This is a genomic window from Kitasatospora sp. NPDC059327 (genome assembly GCF_042752535.1).
GTDB lineage: Bacteria > Actinomycetota > Actinomycetes > Streptomycetales > Streptomycetaceae > Kitasatospora.
The window spans coordinates 39,863-60,956 of the sequence record NZ_JBHYYB010000055.1 but is presented as its reverse complement, the minus strand read 5'-3'; the positions used below and the strand labels follow the sequence as shown (position 1 = coordinate 60,956).

Genomic DNA, 21,094 nt, shown 5'->3' with positions numbered 1-21,094 from the left:
CTTCAAGCAATCCAGCCTTGACCATATCGCGCGGGTCTCGCACCGCCACGCCGTGAGCGCCTGCGGGCGCGCGGTACTTTCCCGACATGCTACTTCCCCTTTCACTTTCATGTCCAGGTAGGTCGGGTGACCCAGGAATTTCCCTTCGAATTCCTCCCAACTGAATTGGGGATGCTACAGAGCGCCACGTGGCGCAACGCCGTCGAAGACGTAGCTGCAGACGGGGACGGGATACTCGGTCCCGGCCTGCTCGTGGACGACGGCGACCAGGCGCCGGCGGGCGACGACCTCGGGGTTCTCCTCGGCGAGGTCGAGGCCCAGTTCCTCCTCGGCCTCGATCAGCGCGGTGGCGAAGGGCGTGCTGCCGTGCTCGACGTTGCCGCCGGGGAAGTTCCACACGGCCGGGTTGATGGCCGAGCGCAGGCCGAGGATGCGGCCCTGCGGGTCGGTGACCAGGAGGCTGCCGTAGGCGCTGGGGCGGGCGATGGTGGTGAGGTAGCCGCCGACCGGCCGCCAGCCGGGGACGGCCAGGCGCAGGGCGAGCCATTCGACGACCTCCCGCTGTCCGTCGCCGGTCGCCGGCAGGGCGTCCGCGCCCGCCCATCGGTGGTCGTCGTGGTCGCGGGAGAGGGTGACCGGGGTGCCGTCCGGGACGACGGTGGTGAAGACGAACTGCCGCACCCGGTTGCCGTACTGGCTGGTGAAGTCGAGGTGGCGGACGTACTCCAGCGGCCACCCGGTGAGCCCGGTCTCCTCCGCCAGCTCGCGGGCCGCGCCGGCGGGCACGTCCTCACCGTCCTCCCGGCCGCCGCCCGGGTACTCCCACAGGCCCGGCAGGAGGTCGTGCGCAGCCCGGCGGATCATCAGGATCCGGCCCGAGGTGTCGCGGACCACGACGCCGACGCCGATCCGCTGGATGCCTTCGCGGGCGGCCAGGTCCGTGAGCGTTCCGAAGTCGATCACTGGCAGGGCTCCTCGGTGTCGTGGGCGGGCACGGTCGGCAGGCCGGGAGGCCGGAACCGGGTGCGGAAGGTTGGGCTGTTCACGGGCACCTCCGGGCGCGGCTGCGTTCGGTCGTGCGAAGCGGGCCAATAGCCCCCGGGTGCGGCAATTGCGTTCCCCGGTGGTCGAGTTGAGCTACTTCGTGGATCGGGAGGGGGTCGATGATGGTGCTGTTCGAGCGCGGCGTTCAAGTGGATTTCCTCCCGGCGAGCCCTGGTCGAACGGGGACATTTCGAGCACCTTCCCGGCGCGGTCCACGGCTTCCTCCAGCCGGTCCCGAAGGGCGCCGGGCAGGACCCCGCGGTCCAGTGCGCAGGCGGCGAGCGCCCGTTCGAGAGCCGCCCGACGGCCCGGCCGCAGGCGGCTGCGGGCGGCCTCATGGGTGAGGAGGTCGCGCAGGGCGTAGCCGTCGCCGGATTCACCCGTTCGGCTGGTCAGCTGTGCGAGGAGGTTTCGGGCGGCGGGGGTGTCGGGGCCGGCCGTGTCGATGGCGGTCAGAGCGAGGCGGGTGGTGAAGACGGTCAGGCCCTCGTCCGGTTCGAGGGCGAGGCAGTGTTCGACCGCGTGGTCGCCGGTTCGGCGGTCCCCGGGCCGGCACAGCGCGATCAGCACGGCGGTGACGGCGTCCTCCCACGGGTCGCCGGGTTCGGTGTCCTCCAGCAGGGCGAGGGCTGCGGGCAGGTCGCCGGTGGTGGCGTGGGCGAGGACGGCGACCTGGCGGCCGTCGAGGATGCGCAGCCCGATGCCCCGGTGCTCCTCGATGTGCCGGAGCGCCTCGCTCCAGCGGCCGGCGCTGGTGAGGGCGCGGGTGGCGTCGGCGAGGACGACCCGCCACAGCCATGCCCGGACCTCGGCGCGCTGCTGGTCGGTCTCGGTCAGTTCGGCCGGGACGGTGATGCCGTCGAGGACGGCTTCGGTGGCGGTGGTGACGGCGCGGTGGAGGTCGAGGAGGAGTCGGTGGCCGCGCTGGTGGCGGCCGGCGCGGATGTGGAGTCGGGCGAGGTTGACGACCGGCTCCAGACCGCGGACGGCGCTCATCGCCGGGAGCGGGCAGCGGGGCAGGTAGAGGTCGGCGTGGCGGCGGCAGAGGGTGCGGGCGTAGTCAGGCATGGCGAGGTCGGAGGCGAGAAGGGCCGCCTGGTTGAAGACGGTGGATGCCAGGCCCGGATCGGCCTGCCGGGAGGCCGTGTCGGCCAGCTCGCAGAGCCGGCCGACACGGGCGTCCAGGGGCAGGCACGCGGGCCGGATCCTGGCGACCAGCGGGAAGCGCCGGGCGACGGGTCCGGTCGGGTGCACGGCTACTCCCAGGTGACGGTGATCGGGTGGTTCGGGCGCGCCAGGACGAACCGGCCCGCCATGCGGTCCGCGACCGCGGGGGTGTCGGGGAGTTCGATGCGCAGGGTCCGGTCGCGGTAGCCGGCGTTCCAGATGCGGATCTCCTCGGCGACGAGGTCGGCGAGTGCGGCGCCGGAGGGGCCGTGGCCGATCACGCCGGTCTCGTAGGTCTTGCGGCCCTCGGGGGTGGGCTCGCCGGGGCGCAGGGTGAGGTAGGCGAGGGACCCGTCCTGGACGGTGGCCATCGCTCCCCAGCCGAACAGCGGCGTGACCCCGCGCTCGCGGGCGGTGCCGGTGACACTCATCCGCATGATCGAGTTCGGGAGGGTGAGGGCCAGCCACAGGTCCTGGTACTCGTAGGTGGTCCCGCCCGGGACGGTCACTCCGGTCCACGTCTCGTGGCGCCCGCTGTCCAGGACTCCGGCCAGCAGCTCGGCGTCGACCGCCGCGTCCTGGTCCTTGTGGACCTGGAGGGTGACGTCACCCTCGGCAGTGAGGTGGACGGTGCGGCGGGCGTCGTCCATGCTGCCGCGCAGCGGCATGAACACCGCGAGCCGGTCGTCGACCGACACCCAGCCGCCCTCCTCGCGTTCGAAGGCGACGGTGCGCGAGGCGGTGCCGCGCAGCCGCAGCGGCAGCACGATCCGCCCGGTCGGCCTGACCTGCCCCAGCCACGGGGTGGGCATCTCGCTGGTGCTCACGGTGGCGATGATCCGGTCGAACGGCGCCCCGGCCGGGTGGCCGAGCGCTCCGTCGCAGAGGACCGCCTCGACGTTGGTGATCCCGGCGGCGGCGAGGTGCTTGCGGGCGCCGTCGACGAGGTCCTCGTCCACGTCCACCGCCACGACGTGCCCGTCAGGGCCGACGATGTGGCCCATGTAAGCGGCGTTGACGCCGGTGCCGGCGCCGGCCTCGAAGATCCGCTCGCCGGGCTGCGCGGCGAGCTGCTCCAGCATCAGCGCGACGATTCCCGGCTGGGAGGCGGCGCTGATCTGCGTGCCGGACCCGTCGGCCTTGGTGTAGGTGGGGTTGTCCGCGTACGCGGTCTCCAGCGGGAAGCCGGGCAGGAAGTGCTCGCGGGCGACGGTGCGGAAGGCGCCCTCGACCGCGGCCGTGCGGATGTCGCCCTGGGCGAGGAGGCGGTCGGTGAGGTCGTCGCGAAGCTGGTCGGCGGTCGGGGTGGCGGAGGCACTGTCGCTGCTGAGCGTAGTCATATGGGTGACCTTGGTAGTCGTGGGGATGGTGGGTTTCGAGGACGCGGGGCCCTCGTCGACGTGGAAGACGGCGTCCAACGCCCGTGCGGCCATGGAGGCTTGGTGGTCGACCGGCAGGCCGGCGCGGTTGGCGTGGAAGAGGAGGTGGTGGGCGAGGACCGCCCGGGGCCCGCGGGTGAGGCGCCCGTCGCGGGCGAGGCGGGCGATGCCCTGGCCGGCCTGCTCGAAGGCGTGCACCCAGCCGCCGTGGTGGGCGAGCGGGGTGGTGTCGCGGGTGAGCGCCCAGGTGTCCAGGCGCATCAGCTGCTGCATGGCTGCGGTCAGGGTGACGGCCCGCTGGTGTTCGACGGGCGCGGGCGCGTCGCGGAGCGCGGCGAACTGGGCCCAGACCGCGCCCTGTTCGTACCAGTCGAGTCCGGCGGCCCGGAGCATGGCGGAGACGAGGACGACCACGGTCTCGCTGCGGCCGAGGGCGGGCGGGTCGGGTTCGGCGGTTCGGGCCAGCAGATGGCGGCTGTCGGCGTGGAAGAGTCGGTGGGCGATCTCCATGGCCTCGGGGCCGCCGAACGCCTCGGTCTCGGGCTCGTAGATCACGGTGGCCCAGCCCGAGAGGATGCCTTCCTCGGCGAGGTTGTCCAGGAGGTGGGTGAGGACGGGCACGGGGGCCCCGGCCCGGTAGCGCAGTCGCAGGCCCCGCTTGCGCATGTACCACCAGCCGTCCAGGTCGCCGTTGTCCTGGGCGAAGGCGAGGACGGGGGCGAGGTGGTGGGCGGCGGTCTGTTCGACGGCGGCGGTGTCGGTGAAGGTGAGGTCGTGCTGGATCCAGCCGGTGGTCATCGGGTCGGTCCTCGGTCAGGCGGTCAGGAAGCAGGTGTCCCAGCGGGTCGCGGGGGTGCTGCCGGTGGCGGGGGCGAGCAGGGCGAGTGCGGTGCCGGCGGCGCCTTCCAGGAAGGCCGGGCCCACGGTCGCGAGGAGGCGGTGGGCCTGCTCGCCGGGGTCGGCGTGCGGGGGGTGGGTGGTGTCCAGGAGCAGGGCGGCGGCCGAGCGCAGCCGGGCGGCGCCCGGCGCGGTGGCGTCGGCTGCGGCACGGTGGGCGATGTGGGCGAGCCCGGCGTAGCCGTGGCAGGCGGACAGGTCGGTGGTCGCGGCGAGGGCCTTCGGGTCCACGAGCGCGGTGGCGAGCGCGCTCTCGGCGTCGTGGCGGACGCGCTGGTCGCCGAGGGCGAGGGCGGCGAGCTGCTGGGCGCGGGCGATTCCGGCGGTGCCGTAGCACCAGCTCGGCCGCTGTGGCGGGTACGGCCTGCGGTCGGGGCCGCTCAGGTGCGCGGGGGTGGTCCAGTACGGCCAGGCGTGGTCGTCGCGCCAACGCTCCAGCCAGGCCAGGATCCTGCGGATCGCCTCGCGTTGGCCGTCGACCTCGACACCGCGCCGCAGCCCGAGGGCCATGAGGGCGAGAGGCCCGGCGATCCCGTGGGCGAGTCCGTTGTTGGCGTGCCCATCCGGGAACCGCTCGTCCCGTTCGCCGGACGGACCGTCCAGCGTCCACCAGCCCGGCAGAAGTTCCCCGTCGTGCTTGACCTCGTCGGTCAGACGGACGAGGCAGCCCAGGACCCGCCGGACAGCGGTTCCGCCGGGGGCACGGCGCAGCAGGACCGCGCCGAGGCCGGCCAGGCCGCGGATGGTGTCGAACTCGGCGAGCTTCGGCAGGTCGCCGCGTTCGAGCCGGGCCTCGGCCCGCTCGCAGCGGCGTACCGTGTCGGCCGCCACGACCCGGTCGAGGCGGTCCATGGCCCTCTGGTAGGAGCCGGGGTGCGCCTGGGCGGCGCAGTCGAGCACGAGCGCGAGAGCGGGTGCGCCGTAGTAGAGGTAGCTGTCCGCTCCGCTGGTGAGCGGGCCGTCGGCGGCCACCGACAGCCAGGCGCGCACCGGTTCCCACGGGCCGCGGCCGGCGGCGGCGCGTTCGATGTGGAGCAGTGCGATGCCCGGGGCGCCGTGGGCCAGGGACTGGCGCCACTGCGGGCGCGACGACCAGCCGGTCGGCGTCCTCTCGGGGTCGGAGAGGAGCTCGGCGATCCGATCGGACAGCAGCAGGGCGGGGTGCGCGGTGTTCACCGGTCACCGTCCCGGGCCAGGCGGGCGAGGGCTGTGGCGCGGGCCAGGTAGAGGACCTGGGCCTCGTCGTCGAAGTCGATGCGGTGCGCGCGGACGTAGCCGCAGTGCAGCAGGGAGCCGAGCACGTCGTCCGCGTCCACCCCTTCCGTGCGGGGCCCGGGGAAGAACCGGCGGTAGGCGTCCAGGGCCCGGTGGCGCGCGGCCCAGGCGTCGACGACCGCAGCGCCGCCGGGCTCGGCGCGCAGCGCGGCCCAGCCGCCGTGCGGGTCGGCGAGGCGGACGGCCTCGGCGAACACCGGCCGGGGAACGGGCACCGGGGGCTTGGCGGGGACGTTGGCGACAAGCCAGCGCAGCCCGGCCGAGGCCGAGCCGGTGAATCCGGCCGCGATGGCGACGGCGTGGGCGGCGAGCAGCGCGAGGCGGCCGGGCAGGACGGGCTGGGACAGCTGGGCCAGGACGGCGGCGGAGTCGGTGCGGAAGACCTCTTCGGCGCTCGCCCAGGCCGGGCCCTCGCCCCACCGGCCGGTCTCCGTGTAGGAGGTCGGGTACACGACCTCCGCGAGCAGACCGGCCCGGTGGAGCTCGGCGGCCCAGGTGCTGATCACGGTGGCGGCCGGGCCGAAGCCGCCCGGGTCGGCGAGCGCGAAGCGCAGCCGCAGGTGCCGGCGCGGGTCACGGAAACGGACGAACCACCACCGCGGGTTGCCGAGCCGCTCCAGCAGGCCGGGCAGATGCCGGGCCAGGACAGTGTCCTGGCGTTCCGGGTCGCCGTAGAGCGAGGCGAGGAGCACCGGGGAGGTGCCGGGGGCGTCGCCGTGGCCGCGGTGCAGGATCCGGGCCGGGGTGGGGCGGGGCAGGCGCGGCCAGGCGGGCGCCCGGGTGGCGGTGACCGGGACGGCGACCTCGTGGGCCCGGCCGCCGGCCCAGCCGAGGTCGGCCGGCTCGGGCGCCTCGACGAGGACGGCGTGCGGCGCGGATCGCAGGTGCTCGCGCAGCAGGACACGGTGACCCGGATCGTCGAGGTCCATCGGCAGGCCCTGGCTGTCGGCGGCCAGCGTGACGTACCGGGCGACCCGGCGGCGCACCAACCAGCCCGACAGCGCCTCGTCCCACTCGGCGGAACCGGCACTGCGCGCGGGGAGTTCGGCGGCGGCCAAGCGCCACGAGGCCGCGGAGACGATGACGCGGCCGTGCCGCAGCCGGGGCAGGAACGGCAGGTGGCCGAGGCCGCCCCAGGAGAAGCGGGTGACCTGGGCGCCCTGGGCGCGCGGCAGCTCAGTGATGAACCGGGCCAGCGGCGGGGTGTGGGTGCGCAGGTTCAGCGCGTGCGTGGCCGCGGCCTCGATCCGCACCCCGAGCGTCGGCGCGACCAGGTACATGCGGCGCCCGTCGCAGCCCACCGCCAGATCCCCGGGGCAGAGGACGCCGTCGGCGGCCGGGCGGTGCTCTCCCAGGCTGATCGTCAGTTGGCCGGTGGCGACGCTGCGGGCGACGTGTCCGCTCGCCCCGTCCAGCGGCGGGAAGGAGAGTTGCGCGGTGACGGCGCGCTCGTCCAGCGTCGGCAGGCAGGTGAGCAGGTCGGTGAACGCCTTCCGGTGCTCTGGCTCGAGGAGGTGCAGGAAGCGGCCGACCGAGACACCGGCCGCCCGGGAGGCGGAGACGACCTCCAACCGGAAGTCGCCCTGGTCGAGGTTCTCACGGGTGCGGGCGTGGATGCGGGCGAGGATCTCCAGGTGCGGGGGCAGGCGCGGCTCGTCGGGGCCGAGATCGAGCGAGGCCAGCACGGCGTCGTCGAGCACGACCTCGTGCTCGCCGTCGAGCGCCGCCCGCTGGGCCAGCGCGGCGAGCACCTCGTCGCGCTCGTTGAAGCGCGGCCGGTCGGCGGCCCAGGCACCGGGGTAGCCGTCCGGCCAGCCGATCCCGCTGTCCGCGACCACGTCGAGCAGCGGCACCAGCGCGCCGCGGCCGTACCGCTCGTAGAAGGCCATGTGGTACGCCCGCCAGGCGGCGGTGCCGTTGGGGTGGGCGCTGAGCCGGGTCAGCAGGCCGGCGGCGCGGGCGGCCTCGTCGGCCACCGACTGCGGGAGGACGAGGTCGGCGTCCAGCCGCAGGTCGACGGCGGCGTCCGAGAACGCCGGGGCCCGCAGGTCCGCCAGGACCTCGGCAACGGCCGGCAGCGAGTTCGCGCCCGCTCGGTCCAGGGCAACGAGCAGGTGCCGGAGGGGGTCGGGCTCGGTAGCCGGTGCGCGCAGGTTCGACACGAGTGCTCGGTGCGCGACGAGTTCGGACAGAGCACCCGTGACCTGCTCGGCGGACGCGGTGGGGAACTCGGCGCGGACCGTGTCGGCGAGCGTCTGGACGCGGATCGGGCGGTGGGCGGCGGCCAGGGCGAGGGCGACCGGCCGGGTGCAGCGCAGGGTGGTCTCGGCGGCAGCCGTGCCGCCGCCGGGCCGGGTGAGCGGGCAGTGGGGAACGGCAAGGCGCTCGCCCCGCCGGTGGGTGGTGTTGTTCGCCGTCACGTCCAGGCGGGCCAGCAGGTCCGGGAGAGCCTCCAGCCGGCCGATCGCCTCGGCCAGCCGGGCCGCCGAGACCCGGCTCACGGCACGGTGCTCGATACCCCACCGAAGGTCCGAGACCGGCGCGAAGGACGCTGCCTGCACCCCCGCGAAGGAACCGAACGGGGTGGGCCGTCCTGCGCGCAGGAGGTAGCGGGCGGAGGCGAGGGCGGCACGCCGAACCTCGCGGGGTACGGGGTCCGGGTCGGCGGCGAGGTGCCGGACGCGCTCGGCCAGCGCGGGGCTGGCCTGGGCGAGGGCCTCGGAAAGAGGGCCACCGGTCCACACTTCCCGCAGCCACAGCACCTGCCGCCCGGTCAGGCCCGACGCGTTGTCGAGGTCCGGCCAGTCCGGCACCGCGAGGGTGGGGTGGGCGACGGCGCGCACGAGGGCCACGCCAGCGGCGCGGTAGGGAGCGGGTGGGCGCATGGGCGGCAGACCTCGGAGTCGGAGTTGGAGCGGGACGGGTGGCGGGCCGGTGCCCCGGGGTGAGCCCCCGGGGCACCGGCCGGGCGGGTCAGTGCAGGCCGGTGGTGCACGCGCCGCAGGTGGCGCCGCAGCCGTCGTCGGTCAGGACCTGCAGGCTGGCCGCGTCGGTCTGCTCGACGGTGCGCACGTCGAGGTCGAACTCGTCGCCGACGGTGGCCGTGGTGGCCTTGGTCTCCGCCGTGATCTTCTGGACCATGTGTTCCTCCTGTTGGATTTCCCTTGCGGGACCTGGCGGCGGGGCACGGGGTGCGCCCTCGCGTCACCAGGAGTCGATGGGCGGCGTTGTCAGCCGGTCCCGGCGCGTGCGGTTCCGGCCGTGCCGGGCGTGGGCCACGGGGCGGGGAACCCCTCTGCCATGCCGAGGGCGGGGTGCGGCTGCCCGAGGGCTCGCAGCAGCAGCCGCTCCCCGGTGAATCGGGTGCGGCCGTGCAGGACGCGGTGGTTGTCCAGCACGAGGCCCTGCCCGCAGGCCAGGCGCAGGCGGGTGGTGTGGCGCTCGACGGCGCGGCGCAGGGCAGGGAGATGTGCCTCGGCCTCGGGCGAGAACCGGGCCAGCTCGTCCTGGCGCAGCCGCAGCCGCCATCGCCCGTCGGGCCGGTGCTCCAGGACGGGGGCGAAGTGGCCGTCCGACCCGCCGAAGTACGCGGCCCGCGGCGCCGAGAGGGCCTCCAGCGCGGTCGGGTGGGAGGCGGCCAGTTCGGTGAGGACACTTCGGCCGTCCACCAGCAGGCTCTCGCCGCCGTCCTCGGCCGCCCGCGCACAGGCCAGCAGCATCAGCCGCGGCGGTCGGGGCAACTGGGCGCACTCGGTGTGCAGCGCGAGGCCGCCGCGCCCCAGGCCGGCGAAGCCCGTCCGGCCCTCGTGCCGGCCGGTGTCGCGAATGACGGTCAACCCGTCCGGATCGGCATCCCGGTGTTGCCACCGCGCGGACATCAGCAGAGCCACCGTTTCGAGCACATCGCTGCGACCGCCGAGGCGGGAGAACCGCACCAGGCCACGCTCGCGCAGCACGGCCGCGGCCCGCTCCAACCCGTCACCACCAAGCGCGCCGAGGGTGAACTCTTCGTCCGTGACAGGCAGTGCGGTACCGGAAGACGGCATGGAGGATCCCCCTCGTGAGAACGGGCGGACGGGAGAGGACACACTGTGGCGGGCGCACCCGCCTCCAGTGAAGTGACAAACTGTCAAAGATCGATCACTGCACTGTGAGAGCGTTCGGCAGCGGTCGGCTGCTACGTTCGACGGGCCCGTGCCCGTCCGTGCGCCGTGGAAGTAGAGATGACCGGACCCTCTGAAGAGCCCTATGTGCCGCCGACGTTCCCGATCTCCATCAAGGGTGTCGTCCTCGACCCGAACCGGCGGGTACTGCTGCTGAAGAACGAACGGGCCGAGTGGGAGCTGCCCGGCGGCAAGCTCGAAGGCCCCGAGACACCCGAACAGCGGGTGGAGACCGAGATCCGGGAGGAGAGCGGCTGGACGGCGACCGCAGGCCCGCTGCTGGACGTGTGGATGTACGAACCTGTTCCCGGCCGCAAGGTCTTCATCGTCACGTACGGCTGCAGCGCCGCCGACGCCGACCGGCCTCCGGTCGTCAGCCACGAGCACAAGGAGGCCGGCCTCTTCCACCGCGACGAGGTGCCCCACCTGGTCATGCCGCAGGGCTACAAGGACTCCGTCGCCCGCTGGTACGAACTGCAGGGCCGGGCCTGACCGGTGGCACGCCGCGACCAGCACGGCGGCATCCGCTGGCACTGGACGACCCCACGGGCCCAGGACATCCTGCGCCGCCGCAGCCTGCCCGAGATCCTCACCTTCTACCGGCAGCTCAACCAGCTCCCGCAGGAGGAACTCGGCACCCTCCTGGGCTACTCCACCTCCTACATCTCCCGCATCGAGACCGGGAGCCGCACGGTCACCGACATCGGGGCCCTGCGGCACATCGCCCAGAGCCTCGGCCTGCCACCCCACGTCTTCGGCATCACCGACGACGCCGACGGAGACCACCACGCCATGATCCAGTTCGGTGAGAGCGTCCTTCGCCTGGCCGAGATCGCCCGCCAAGCCGGACAGGCCGCCGCCGCCGTCGACGAACTCTGGCCCCTCGTCGCCCGCCTCGAAGCACGCGCCGCAGACGGCCACACCGACACCGACGTCCTGCGCCTGCTCGCCCGCGCCCGCACCGGCCTCGGCGTCGCCCTCGGCCACGTCCTGCCCGAGGAACGCCTCGCGACCGCCGCCCGCTGGACCGGCAAAGGTGTCGCCATCGCCCGCCGCCTCGGCGACCGCCCGCTGTACGCCCATGCCCTGCGCCACCACGGCAACGAACTGCGCAAGGCCGGCCTGCACCACGCCGCGCTGGAACGGCTTGGCCGCGCCCGCGACCTGTCCCGCACGCCCGACGAGCGCGCCGCGGCCGTCATCCTCCTCGCTCGCGCCGCCGGAACCGCCGGCGCCACCACGGTCTTCGACGACGCCGTCGCGGAGAGCAGGCGCCTGCTCGACACCGCTAACGTCACACCGCTGTTCTCCGAGTTCACCCTCCACGAGGTCCGGCTGCGCGGCCTGGCCGCCACCGGCCGACTGCCGGGCGCCGTCGAACTCCTCGAACGCGCACCCGCCCCCGGTTTCCGGACCAGCCCGCAATGGCGCATCATCTCCGCGATCACCGCAGGCCAGATCCTGCTGCGACGCGGCGACCGGGACGCCGCCGGCGAACGGATGCGCGTCGCTCTCGACGGCGCGGAGCTGCACCGCCTGCCGCACCAGGTCCAGCGAGTCATCCGCGCTGGCGCCCTGCTCCCGGACGTCCGCGAGCAGGCGCACGGCAGCCTCGCCCGGCTGCGGGCGGACATAGCGGCCTGACACGCAGGGTGGGGCTGCGGCGGACACGGGTGGTGCTCCTCTCCTTCGGGTGAACAGGGCCGCGGGCGGGCGCCCGGACGCTCTCAGCGGGCGCCGGGCCGCCGGTAGTCGAAGCCGGCGTGCTCCTCAAGGCCGGCGATGAACGCGTCGGCGTCCCAGACCGAGATGGTGAGCGGGTGGTCGGACAGGCCGGGCAGCGGGACGACGTGGAAGCCCGTCAGGGCCGGGAGCAGCGCGCGGGAGGCGCGCTGGAAGTCGATCCGCTGGGCGGGCCCCTGGCGCTGGTTGGTGGCGGGGTCCTGGCTGGCGGTGGGGGCGAGCGCGTCCGCCTGGCCGAGGCGGGTGGCGGCGTGGAGGGCGACGTCGTCGATGCCGGCCGCGGTGAGGATGCGGTCCGGTTCGGTGTCGGTCACGGAGCCGGCGCGGGTGCGGTGTTCCTGGTGGGTGCGGTCGGGGATGTGCGGCCAGTCGGGGAAGGGCTGCTGCTCGATGCCGGAGCCGCTGTAGGAGTTGAAGTCGCCGCCGAGCAGGACGGCCAGGTTCGGGCGTTGCCAGGTGGTCATGTTGCCCGCCTCGATCTGGCGCCGGGCAGGTGAGCGGTAGCTGAGGTGCACGGAGGCGAGCTGGAGCGGGACGCCCGCCTCCGCGTACCTGACGGAGACGGCGCACGGCGGCAGCCACCAGTCCTTCTCCTGCGGCCACACGCCAGTGACCCGGAAGGTGTCCTCGCGCACGAACAGGCCGCACGGGTTGGGGGACTCCGCGGGCGCGGAGGGGCCGAGGAAGCCGCGCATGCCGAGCATGCGCTCCGCCTCGTGCAGGAGCCGGCCGCCGTCGGCGGCGGAGTGGGTCATCTCCTGCCGGAACAGCACGTCGAACGGATAGGCGCTCAGGGCCTCGTGGGCGTCGTACCAGCGGTCGAAGTGGCCGCCGCCGCGGGGAGTGCGGGTGTAGCCGTCGTGGCCAAGGTTGAGGGAACCGACGGTGATGGTGGGCAAGACGTTCTCCTGGAGCGGGCTACCGGACGGTGGAGGTGGACGGTGTGCCGGGCGGGGTGGTCAGAACACGGCGGCGACCGGGGTGGCCTGCCGGGGCAGGACTGCGGCGGCGGCCGGGTCGGCGGTGGCGAGGGCGCGGGCGGCGTTGAGGAGTGCGAGGTGGCTGAGCCCTTGCGGAGTGTTGCCGAGGTGCTCGCCGGTGGCCGGGTCGTACTCCTCGGCGAGGATGCCGAGGTCCGGGCGCAGGGCGAGCAGGGCGTCCATGCGTTCGCGGGCCTCCCCGGTGCGGCCGGCGAGGGCGAGGGCGGTGACGAGCCAGAACGAGCATGCGAGGAAGGCGCCTTCGTCCCCGGGCAGCCCGTCGACGTTGGCGTCGGCGTCGTGGTGGGTGCGGTAGCGCAGCACGAGGCCGTCGTAGGTGGCGAGGTCGCGCTGGACCGCCTCGATCGTGCCGATGACCCGCTTGTCGTCCGGCGGCAGGAAGCCCAGCTGGGGCAGGAGCAGGAGGGAGGCGTCCAGTGCCCGGCTGCCGTACGCCTGGACGAACGTGTTGCGGTCCGGGTCGTAGCCGTTGGCGAGGACGTCGGCGTGGATCGCGGTCGCCGTGTCGCGCAGCCACTGCAGGGCGGGCCGGTCCGCGTCCGGGCGGCGTTCCAGCAGCGCGACGGTGTGGTGGAGGGCGGCCCACGCCATGGCCTTGGAGTGGGTGAAGTGCTGTTCGGGGCCGCGGATCTCCCAGATACCCCGGTCGGGCTGGTGCCAGGTGGCGGCGACGACCCCGGCCAGGCCGAGCAGGAGCTTGTCGGTGGCGGGGTTGGGTTCGAGGCCGGCGTCCTCGGCGGCCAGCAGGGTCTGCGCGACGTAGCCGAACACGTCGAGCTGGAGCTGGTCGGCGGCGCCGTTGCCGGTGCGGACCGGCAGGGAGCCCCGGTAGCCGGGCAGGTGGTCCAGCACGGTCTCGGGCAGTTCGGTGCTGCCGTCGAGGCGGTACATGATCCGCACCTCGGCGGGGTCCGTGATTGTCTCCGTCAGCCAGCGGCGCCAGGCCCGTACCTCGGGCAGGTAGTCGCCGGCGCACAGCAGCTCCATAGCGGTGAGGGCGGAGTCCCGCAGCCAGCAGTACCGGTAGTCCCAGTTGCGTTCGCCGCCGACCTCCTCCGGCAGGGAGGTGGTGGGGGCGGCGATGATTGCGCCGGTCGGGGTGTGGACGAGCGAGGCGAGGACGGCCAGCGATCCGAGGACGGCGTCGCGGTCCGGCCCGGTGTAGGTGCTGCGCGCGCTCCAGGCTTCCCACTCTTGCAGGGTTGCGGTCAGCGCCTGTTCGGCGTTGGGGACCGGCGGAACCGGTTCGCCGGGCTGTTGCCAGGTCAGGGCGTACGCGGCGTGCTGCCCTGCGGTCAGTACGGTCTCGGCGGTGGCGGTTCCGCGCCGGTTGACCCGGTGGCCGGGGCCGTCGAGGAACAGTGTGGCGCCCTGGTGGTCGGCGGCGAGGCGCCGTACGCCGCCGGGGCCGGTGGTGGCACCCAGGTGGAGCGGGGCCTTGCCGTAGTCGGCGGCGAGCAGGATCCGGGAGGTCACGCTGACCCGGCCGCGCAGGCACGTCGCGAGGCGGATCACCTGGGCGGGCCGGTCGTCGCCGGCGGCGGGCATGAACTCGGTGACCCGCAGAGTTCCCTCGGGCATCTCCCAGACCTGGTCGAGCACGAGAGTGCCGGGCCGGTAGGCGCGGCCGGTCACCGCGGTCGGCCTGGGCGAGGCGGGGGCGACGGTCCAGGAGCCGTGCCGACGGCTGCCAAGGAGGCCGGCGAGCACGGCCGGGGAGTCGAACTCCGGCAGGCACAGCCACCCCATCGTTCCGGTGCGGTCGGCAAGGGCGGTGGAGCGGCCGTTGCCGACGGGTGCGAGATCCCTGATCGGCGGCTGGTCGAGTGCGGGCATACGGGTCGTCCTGACGTGGTCGGAGTGTTCGGTCAGCGGGTGCGCGCCCGGAGGCGGGCGAGGGCGTTCTCCACGGTGGTGCCGAGCGTGGAGTGCACCGGCAGGGACGGGATGTCGGCGGCGAGGCAACGGCGGGTTGCCTGCTGCCAGGCGGGGAGCGGCGGGCAGCCGACGACGATCGGTGCGCGGAGCCTGTCGGCGGTGTGGGCGCGGTGGGCCCTGACAACCGGCCACGGGCCGAGGGGGCGCCAGGCCAGCAGCACATCGGCACAGGACTCGGCCCGCTCCAGCCATCCGGTGCGCCAAGCAAGTTCGGTGTCGCCAGGTACGAAGGGGTCGAGGACGGTGCCGGTGCAGCGCATTCGGCGAGCAGCCGAACGGCCCCGGGCCTGCCAGTGGGGACGCCCGGTCGACGCCCCGGCCAGCAGCAGGACGGGTCCGCTACCGGGAGCGGGCAAGGCGGGCGCCCGCACATGCCGCGGAGCACCGGTGGCGCGGCTCACCGGCCGGCGGGGGCGTGCTCGCCCCCGGCCGCCGGGAGGCGGGGGCGTGCAGCGCTGGTCCGGGACGGTGCGCGAGGGCGTCTGCGGGGTGCGGCACGGGGCACTGCGGGCTCCGGGACTCTGATGGGCGGTGGGAGGGGCGGGGCGACGGCGCCGGTGACCAGGGCGACGGCGACGGCGTGAATACGGCTACGGCGAGGGGAGAGCGTCCGGACGGCGCGTGTCTCGGCGGCGCGGGCCTCCCTCCAGGTCAGGCCGGCCGCACGGGCGCCGTCCGGGGTCGGGCCACCCGCGCACATCAGGGCGAGGACGGCGCGTTCCGCTTGGTCGAGGTCAGGGGGGACCAGCGGCAGTTCGGCGCGCAGGTGCCGGGTGTCGATCAGCTCGGCGGTGATCAGTCGGGCGACCAGCTCGGTGTCGTCCCCGGCTGCGAACCGCTCGCGCATCGCGGCCAGTTCGCGGTGGACCAGGTGCTCGCCGACGGCCAACTGTTCGCCGATCCGGACGGCGGGGTAGCCGCGGGCGGTGAGCTCGGCGATCTGGCGGTCCCGGCCACCGACTGCGGGCAGCGGCCGGCGCCGGGCGACCGTCCGGGCGGTGGTTGCCGCGGTCAGGACCTGCAGGGGGTTCATCGACCCCGCAACGGGAGCCTGGTCGCCCGGGCACAGCACCACACACCGGTCCGGGGCGGCACCGAGCTGGTGGGCCGCCGCCGCGTAGGCCGCCGAAGGGTTGCCTTCGCTCTGACGGACCGCGCCGGACCACGCGCAGTCCAGACCCGCCGCCGACACGACTCTGACCGCGTTGCCGGCACCTGGCGGGATCACGAGCGCGCACGGCCTTCCCAGCGCCAGTGCCCGGTACAGGAGGCGAACGACGGCGGGGGTCCGGTCGCGGCCCGGAGCACCGAGAAGGATCTGCGTCAGCGACGGCGCTGGTGCCAGCCCGGCCAGCGCCCCGAGGTGCACGATCACCCCGGCCGCGGAGCGCAGGACCTCCTCGAAGGGATCCGCCGCGGACGGTGTGCCGGTTCCGGCGTCGGCCGGTTCCTTGTCGTGGAACAGAGAGGTGCGGCCCTGACCCGAATCGGCCGCCATGGGTTCGCCGCACAGCGCGGCAAGGCTTTCGTCGCCCGGATCGATCAGCCGGTGCTCAAGGGCGCTGCGGACGGCGACCGCGCGGTTGCGGGCACCGAGCGCCGCCAGGATGCCGTGTTCCCAGCGGCTCGCGGTCCGTTCGGACAGGTGCAGGGCGCGAGCGACGTGCGCCTGGCTGCCACCGGCCGCCCAGATCAGCAGCACCCGGATCTGGTCGTCACTCAGGGCGGGAGGGCTGCCCACCGGGAGGGTGTGCGGGACCTGGCCGGACTGCCAGGCCCGCACGAACGCCGACATCCGGTCCTCCGTGCCCAGCCTGACGAGGGACTGCGCGAGCAGCCGCCGGACGGCCTGCAGGCCGAGCGGAAGGGAGACGGCGATCTCGCCGTTGGTCATCCCCGCGCCGACGCGGTCGAGGACGGCGGCCTGGTCCACGGTCAACAAGGCCAGCCCACCGCGGGCGCTCACCGGACGCCCCCATCGGTGCGGCCGGCACCGGTGAGCCCGGCTCCGATCAGCAGGAGCACCCCGGCGGTGTAGGTGGTACCGGCCAGCACCACCGGCCCGTGCACGGCGTGCTCGTACCGGAGCGCCGCCGTCGTCGCCGCCCCGGCCGCGAGCGCCAGCAACAGACAGGCCGCCCCGGCCAGTACGACCGTCATCCGACGAACGCGCGGCATCAGCTCACCCCGGTGGGCTGCAGGCCGACCGGGCCGTGGACCTCGACGAGCACGGTGTCCGGCCAGCCGCTGCCCAGGGCGTCGAGCTGTACGACACCGGTGAGCAGGGCGAGCGCCGCGGCCTGCGGGCGCGAGCGCACGCCCAGCGCCCGCAGGATGTCCTGGATGTAGACCCGCACGGTGTTCTCGGACAGGCCGAGCCGCTCGGCGGCGGTCTCCGGGGCCTCCCCCGCGACCAGCGCTTCGAGGACCTTCCTGCGGCCCTCGGGCAGCTGCCGGCCGCTGGGACCGGACACGGGGACATCCTCGGCCCGGACCCATCCCCAGCCCGCTCCGAGGGCGGCGGCGTGGTGGCGGTTGGTGGTGCCGAGCTTGGACATCAGCTCGTTGACGGCGGCGGCGACCGACTTCTCGGAGATACCGGTGGCTCGGCTGACCACCGCGTTCAGGTGGCCGCCGGCCACCTGGCGAAACAGCAGCACCTCGGCGGCCGAGAGATCCGGCCGTTCGGGCAGGGCAGCAGGCATGGCGAAGCTCCTCGTGGCGAGTTCGGGCAGAGAAGAGAGAAATGGGTGGTGGCGCTGCTACTCAGCGGGCCGGGGCCGGTCGAGCGCGGCCAGCAGCCGGGGCCCGATCCGGTGGGCGGCGTCGGGGCCGACCGTGAGGATCAGGTCGCCCCGGTGCGCGAGGGAGACCGCCAGGGTGTCGGCACCCATCTGGCACGGCCCTGGCACGGGGACCACGAGCGCGTTGGCGGAGTCGGCGTGCAGGAGGGCCTCGATGCCGTCGCCGGGCCGCGCGGATCCGGCCCGGGTCGAACGCACAGGCAGCAGCACTGTGTGGTCGGCCGCGGCCAGGGCGCCGACGATCCGGTCGGCGAGCGCCGCGGTGCGCAGGTGGCCCACCGGCTCGTACACCACGACCAGCGCGCCCTCCGTCAGCATCCGGGCACCGCCCAGGTCGGCCGCGATCTCCTCCGGGTGCTGCGCGCGGGATTCCATCACGGTGACCCCGGCGACCGTCCCCAGCCGGGTCAGCGACCGTTCCACACCGGGGAAGGCGCCGAGGCCGTCTGCAAGGTCCGCGACCGAGAGCCCGAGGGCCCAGCCGGCAGCGAACGCCGCCGCGACGGCGAGGGCTGCCGTCTTGCCCACGACGGGCACGGCAACGGTCGACTGCTCGCCACCGGCCCGGATGGTGAGGTGGTGGTCCTCGCCGCTCCACAGCAGCCCGAGGACGGCCACGTCCGAGTCCTCGCCACGTCCGACCGTCACCACCCGCGGACCCGGTGCCCGGCGCAGGCGCTCCAGCAGCTCGGCGCAGCCGGGCTGGCCGGACCACACCACCACCGTCTGGCTGCGACGGGCGAGGGCCTCGACCTGGTCGAGTGCCTCCTGGCGGGTCAGGAAGGCCGGGGGTGCCTCCTCCACCGCGGTCACCAGCGTCACGGCGGGGTGCAGCCCGGCCCCCAGCGCGCGGTGCTGCCAGTTCGGCGGGCCCGCTTCGTGGAGCGCGCTGTCGGGGCACAGGTCCACCACGAGGACCTCGCCGCTGCCGTCGTAGCCGGGCGCGTCTGCGTGCGGGGATGCGTTGAGGATCCATCCCGGGTCGCGGACCGTCAGCGCGCAGGTCAGCGCGGCGGCGGCCGTCGTGGTGGAGTGGCTTCCCGCGACGGCCACGACGGTCGGCACCGTGGCGGCCAGCAGCTCGACGGCCCGGGAGTGGCTCACCGTCGGCAGGCCCCGGCCGGTCGCGAGATCCACGATCTCCTGCAGCGCCGCGTTGTCCCCGCCCCAGAGCAGTGATGTCGTGCTGTCCGGGCCCGGGGGGCGCTGGAGCGCCCCGGTGCGGTGGAGCCGCCGGAGCAGCTCCCGGTCGTGCTCGGCGTGCGAGGGCGCCACCGTCACCTGGGCGCCTCGCCGGGCGAGGTAGAACGCGAGCCCGGCCATACCGGGGCTGTGCGGATCCGGGAAGTGGACCGCGGCCAGAACGGCGGGCAGCGGCAGCGGGCGCTGCACAGCCGATGCGGGCCGACCCGCCGGAGCCGCACTCACGCCGCCACCGCCGGAGCGAGGCCGTGGTCCGCGAGGACGATCAGCCGCGCCGCGATCTCACCCAGGTCCGCTCCCTCGGCGCCGACCACCGCGAGCATGGAGTGATCGGCCGCACCCACCAACGTCATGGTCCTGCCGGCGCGGTCCTCGATCACGCTGTGTCCCCAGGGGCGCTCTCCGGAGGTGAGGTCACCGACGATGCCGACGCTCCTGGAACTCATCGCCCCCAGGCCGGAGATCAGGGCGGCCCAGGTGTCGGCCTCGTCGCGGCCGACACCCGGTGACGTGCCGAGGACGAGTCCCTCGGAGCTGACGTGGATGGCAGCCACGGCACCGACGGTGCCGGCCACCAGGTCGCCCAGGACCGGAAGTTGCGAGTGGGAATTCACGGTTGCTCCTTGGCCGGATGGTGAGGGGCAGCGACGACGGCACCGGTGACGACCGGGCGTGACTGCCTGGGTACTGTCTGCCCCTGCAGCAGCCGCAGGCTGCCCGAAGGCGCTTCTGCGACCGCACCGGTGCCGACGGCTCCACTCTGCGGCGTGGCAGACGGCAAACCAGTGCCATGGCAGTGCCAAGTTCGTGGAATCTCACCGCACTTCGTTCCACGGATGCGCCTCGTCCGGGGCGGTATGTCATGTTCTGCTGATCGCAGCCCAGTCCCCGGCGGCGCCGGATTGGCACTGGCTTGGCACTGGTTTGCCGCCCGGGCTGCCTGATGGTGGGAGGGCGGGCAGGACCACCTGCATCCGAGGGCCACGTTGCAGGGAGGCGCCGGTGGGCTTCACCACCTCCACCACGCTTGGACAGTTCCGACTCGGTGATGTCATCGGCGAGCGCCGGACCCCACTGACCACACGCGTATCGGCGTGCGCCCAGGCCAGGGCCGTGGTGAAGCAGGTCGTCTCCGGATGGGTTTCCGCTTCGCAGCTCGACGATGCCGCTCTGGTCGCCACCGAGGTCGTGGCCAACGCGATCAACCATGCAGGCGGCGCGGAGGAACTGACCGTCCGCTGGTACCCGGGCGGGGTCACCATCTCGGTGAGGGATGCAGGGAGGGGGGCGGACACCATCGCCCGCCGGGCATCCGCCCTTCACGACCCGACCCGCTCGGACTCCACCGACCAGCTGAGCGAGGGTGGGCGCGGGCTGGCCCTGGTGGACCACTGCACGACCGCGTGGTGCGTCGACCCGGTCCCTGCAGGCACGGTCGTCACCGCGCTGTTCGGCCCGGAGAAGGACGTGGCTCGGTGACCTTGTCCAGCCCCGTTGCCCGCCACCTGAGCAGGACGATCAACGCCCACCCGCTCGGCGTAGGATGCCGCTCGACCGGCAGCGGTGGCCTGTGGCAGGACCGCGAGACGCTCGGCGCGCTCCGCACCGCCGTAGAGGCCGGCGCGACGCTATTCGTCACAGGGGACACCTACGGCCAGGGCCACGCCGAGCGGATTCTCGGTCAGCTGATCGACGAACACCGAGGCGCCGGACTCCAGATCGTCACGAAGATCCAGAATGCCGGAACCGCGCCGCACCCGTACGCGTCGCCCCACGTGCGTCACCAGCTGGAGCAGACCCTGGACAACCTCCAGGACGACCACGTCGCGCTCTACGTCCTGCCGAGTCTCGACTTCGGGCCGGAGGACCGCTACCTCCACGAAGCGGCCGAAGCCTTGGCGGCGTTCCGACGCCTGGGGGTCATCGGTGCGGTGGGCCTGCGCGGCCCCCACCCGAGCCGGACCGCCGGGGCGGACCAGACGCAACGGTTCGCCCGCGTCTTCGAGGTCGTCCAACCGGACGTCGTCCTGACCCGCTTCAATCCCCTGCAGCAGCTCGTCCCCGTGCAGGGGCAGGACGTCTTCACCTTCGCCCGGCAGCGGAAGGTCGGGCTCCTTCTTTGTGCTCCCCTGGCCGGAGGCACTCTCGCGGACACCCGCGGACCCATCGCGCCGATGCCTGACCTGCCTGCCTCGGCGTGGGCCGCCCTCCGCCAAGGACTACGGCCGCTGCGCGAGCACGTCTCGCGCCTTCCGGGCGGGGAGGCGGCAATCGCCTTGAGATACTGCATCGAGCAGAGCCCGAACGCGGTCGTGGTCGCCGGCTTCGGCACCCGCCGGCACATCGTCCAGAACTTCGCCAACCTGTACGCGTTCGACGAGTCCGACGTCGAACTCGCCGGCAGCGTCTATGCCTCGGTACGCGCAGAACTGCACCACACCCTGGACCTTGCCCGGATCCAGTGACCGGTGGAACCTCGA

At 74.1% G+C, this 21,094-nt stretch carries 19 protein-coding genes; 4 read left to right on the top strand and 15 right to left on the bottom strand.

The genetic code is table 11. The features are described from left to right. Positions 1 to 174 precede the first annotated feature (174 nt). The 7 genes from ACFXHB_RS28470 to ACFXHB_RS28440 form a co-directional block, all read right to left on the bottom strand. On the bottom strand, positions 175 to 963 hold the full coding sequence (locus ACFXHB_RS28470) for an NUDIX domain-containing protein (RefSeq protein WP_380577522.1): 789 nt from the start codon (positions 961 to 963) through the stop codon (positions 175 to 177). Positions 964 to 1,137: 174 nt separating this feature from the next. Further along, positions 1,138 to 2,298, bottom strand: coding sequence for a hypothetical protein (locus ACFXHB_RS28465; protein WP_380577521.1), 1,161 nt, complete (start codon positions 2,296 to 2,298; stop codon positions 1,138 to 1,140). A gap of 2 nt (positions 2,299 to 2,300) precedes the next feature. Next, on the bottom strand, positions 2,301 to 4,388 hold the full coding sequence (gene fxlM, locus ACFXHB_RS28460) for a methyltransferase, FxLD system (protein WP_380577520.1): 2,088 nt from the start codon (positions 4,386 to 4,388) through the stop codon (positions 2,301 to 2,303). A gap of 15 nt (positions 4,389 to 4,403) precedes the next feature. Then, positions 4,404 to 5,663 carry a lanthionine synthetase C family protein gene (locus ACFXHB_RS28455; RefSeq protein ID WP_380577519.1) on the bottom strand — a complete coding sequence of 420 codons (1,260 nt, stop codon included), beginning with the start codon at positions 5,661 to 5,663 and terminating at the stop codon, positions 4,404 to 4,406. Beyond that, positions 5,660 to 8,647 (bottom strand): lantibiotic dehydratase, encoded by a 2,988-nt coding sequence (locus ACFXHB_RS28450; RefSeq protein ID WP_380577518.1) that lies wholly within the window; start codon positions 8,645 to 8,647, stop codon positions 5,660 to 5,662. The genes ACFXHB_RS28455 and ACFXHB_RS28450 overlap by 4 nt, the downstream gene beginning before the upstream one ends. A gap of 88 nt (positions 8,648 to 8,735) precedes the next feature. Next, positions 8,736 to 8,903 (bottom strand): FxLD family lanthipeptide, encoded by a 168-nt coding sequence (locus tag ACFXHB_RS28445; protein ID WP_380577517.1) that lies wholly within the window; start codon positions 8,901 to 8,903, stop codon positions 8,736 to 8,738. 89 nt (positions 8,904 to 8,992) lie between these two features. Next, entirely contained in the window at positions 8,993 to 9,808 is an 816-nt protein-coding gene (locus ACFXHB_RS28440) for a TauD/TfdA family dioxygenase (RefSeq protein WP_380577516.1), read from the bottom strand. Between the two features lie 177 nt (positions 9,809 to 9,985). Here ACFXHB_RS28440 and ACFXHB_RS28435 point away from each other — a divergent pair, with 177 nt between their 5' ends. Next, positions 9,986 to 10,417, top strand: coding sequence for an NUDIX domain-containing protein (locus ACFXHB_RS28435; protein WP_380577515.1), 432 nt, complete (start codon positions 9,986 to 9,988; stop codon positions 10,415 to 10,417). Positions 10,418 to 10,420: 3 nt separating this feature from the next. Then, positions 10,421 to 11,569: a helix-turn-helix domain-containing protein gene (locus ACFXHB_RS28430; RefSeq protein ID WP_380577514.1), complete on the top strand. Its 1,149-nt coding sequence runs from the start codon at positions 10,421 to 10,423 to the stop codon at positions 11,567 to 11,569. A gap of 83 nt (positions 11,570 to 11,652) precedes the next feature. Here ACFXHB_RS28430 and ACFXHB_RS28425 read toward each other — a convergent pair whose 3' ends face one another. From ACFXHB_RS28425 to ACFXHB_RS28390, 8 genes are all read right to left on the bottom strand, one after another. Next, complete coding sequence (locus ACFXHB_RS28425) at positions 11,653 to 12,567, bottom strand: endonuclease/exonuclease/phosphatase family protein (RefSeq protein ID WP_380577513.1); 915 nt, start codon at positions 12,565 to 12,567, stop codon at positions 11,653 to 11,655. A gap of 60 nt (positions 12,568 to 12,627) precedes the next feature. Beyond that, positions 12,628 to 14,505, bottom strand: a complete 1,878-nt coding sequence (locus ACFXHB_RS28420; protein ID WP_380577512.1) for a glycoside hydrolase family 15 protein — start codon at positions 14,503 to 14,505, stop codon at positions 12,628 to 12,630. 32 nt (positions 14,506 to 14,537) lie between these two features. Then, positions 14,538 to 14,867 (bottom strand): hypothetical protein, encoded by a 330-nt coding sequence (locus tag ACFXHB_RS28415; RefSeq protein ID WP_380577511.1) that lies wholly within the window; start codon positions 14,865 to 14,867, stop codon positions 14,538 to 14,540. 137 nt (positions 14,868 to 15,004) lie between these two features. Next, positions 15,005 to 16,573 (bottom strand): LuxR C-terminal-related transcriptional regulator, encoded by a 1,569-nt coding sequence (locus ACFXHB_RS28410; RefSeq protein WP_380577509.1) that lies wholly within the window; start codon positions 16,571 to 16,573, stop codon positions 15,005 to 15,007. Then, entirely contained in the window at positions 16,570 to 16,785 is a 216-nt protein-coding gene (locus ACFXHB_RS28405) for a hypothetical protein (RefSeq protein WP_380577508.1), read from the bottom strand. Before ACFXHB_RS28405 ends, ACFXHB_RS28410 begins: the two co-directional genes overlap by 4 nt. Then, on the bottom strand, positions 16,785 to 17,312 hold the full coding sequence (locus ACFXHB_RS28400) for a LuxR C-terminal-related transcriptional regulator (protein ID WP_380577507.1): 528 nt from the start codon (positions 17,310 to 17,312) through the stop codon (positions 16,785 to 16,787). The genes ACFXHB_RS28405 and ACFXHB_RS28400 overlap by 1 nt, the downstream gene beginning before the upstream one ends. A gap of 57 nt (positions 17,313 to 17,369) precedes the next feature. Further along, positions 17,370 to 18,803, bottom strand: coding sequence for a hypothetical protein (locus ACFXHB_RS28395; protein ID WP_380577506.1), 1,434 nt, complete (start codon positions 18,801 to 18,803; stop codon positions 17,370 to 17,372). Between the two features lie 32 nt (positions 18,804 to 18,835). After that, on the bottom strand, positions 18,836 to 19,228 hold the full coding sequence (locus tag ACFXHB_RS28390) for a hypothetical protein (RefSeq protein ID WP_380577505.1): 393 nt from the start codon (positions 19,226 to 19,228) through the stop codon (positions 18,836 to 18,838). Between the two features lie 388 nt (positions 19,229 to 19,616). Here ACFXHB_RS28390 and ACFXHB_RS28385 point away from each other — a divergent pair, with 388 nt between their 5' ends. Together ACFXHB_RS28385 and ACFXHB_RS28380 are read left to right on the top strand one after the other, a co-directional pair. After that, positions 19,617 to 20,093 (top strand): ATP-binding protein, encoded by a 477-nt coding sequence (locus tag ACFXHB_RS28385; RefSeq protein WP_380577504.1) that lies wholly within the window; start codon positions 19,617 to 19,619, stop codon positions 20,091 to 20,093. After that, a complete protein-coding gene (locus ACFXHB_RS28380; protein WP_380577503.1) occupies positions 20,090 to 21,079 on the top strand; it encodes an aldo/keto reductase in 990 nt (329 codons plus the stop codon). The genes ACFXHB_RS28385 and ACFXHB_RS28380 overlap by 4 nt, the downstream gene beginning before the upstream one ends. The last annotated feature ends 15 nt before the right edge of the window (positions 21,080 to 21,094 follow it).

Excerpts from the sequence above, each read along its gene's own strand:
- ACFXHB_RS28445 (WP_380577517.1), bottom strand. The coding sequence starts at position 8,903 with ATGGTCCAGAAGATCACGGCGGAGACCAAGGCCACCACGGCCACCGTC.
- ACFXHB_RS28400 (WP_380577507.1), bottom strand. The coding sequence starts at position 17,312 with ATGCCTGCTGCCCTGCCCGAACGGCCGGATCTCTCGGCCGCCGAGGTG.
- ACFXHB_RS28435 (WP_380577515.1), top strand. The coding sequence starts at position 9,986 with ATGACCGGACCCTCTGAAGAGCCCTATGTGCCGCCGACGTTCCCGATC.
- ACFXHB_RS28420 (WP_380577512.1), bottom strand. The coding sequence starts at position 14,505 with ATGCCCGCACTCGACCAGCCGCCGATCAGGGATCTCGCACCCGTCGGC.
- fxlM (WP_380577520.1), bottom strand. The coding sequence starts at position 4,388 with ATGACCACCGGCTGGATCCAGCACGACCTCACCTTCACCGACACCGCC.
- ACFXHB_RS28440 (WP_380577516.1), bottom strand. The coding sequence starts at position 9,808 with ATGCCGTCTTCCGGTACCGCACTGCCTGTCACGGACGAAGAGTTCACC.
- ACFXHB_RS28405 (WP_380577508.1), bottom strand. The coding sequence starts at position 16,785 with ATGCCGCGCGTTCGTCGGATGACGGTCGTACTGGCCGGGGCGGCCTGT.
- ACFXHB_RS28415 (WP_380577511.1), bottom strand. The coding sequence starts at position 14,867 with ATGCGCTGCACCGGCACCGTCCTCGACCCCTTCGTACCTGGCGACACC.
- ACFXHB_RS28450 (WP_380577518.1), bottom strand. The coding sequence starts at position 8,647 with ATGCGCCCACCCGCTCCCTACCGCGCCGCTGGCGTGGCCCTCGTGCGC.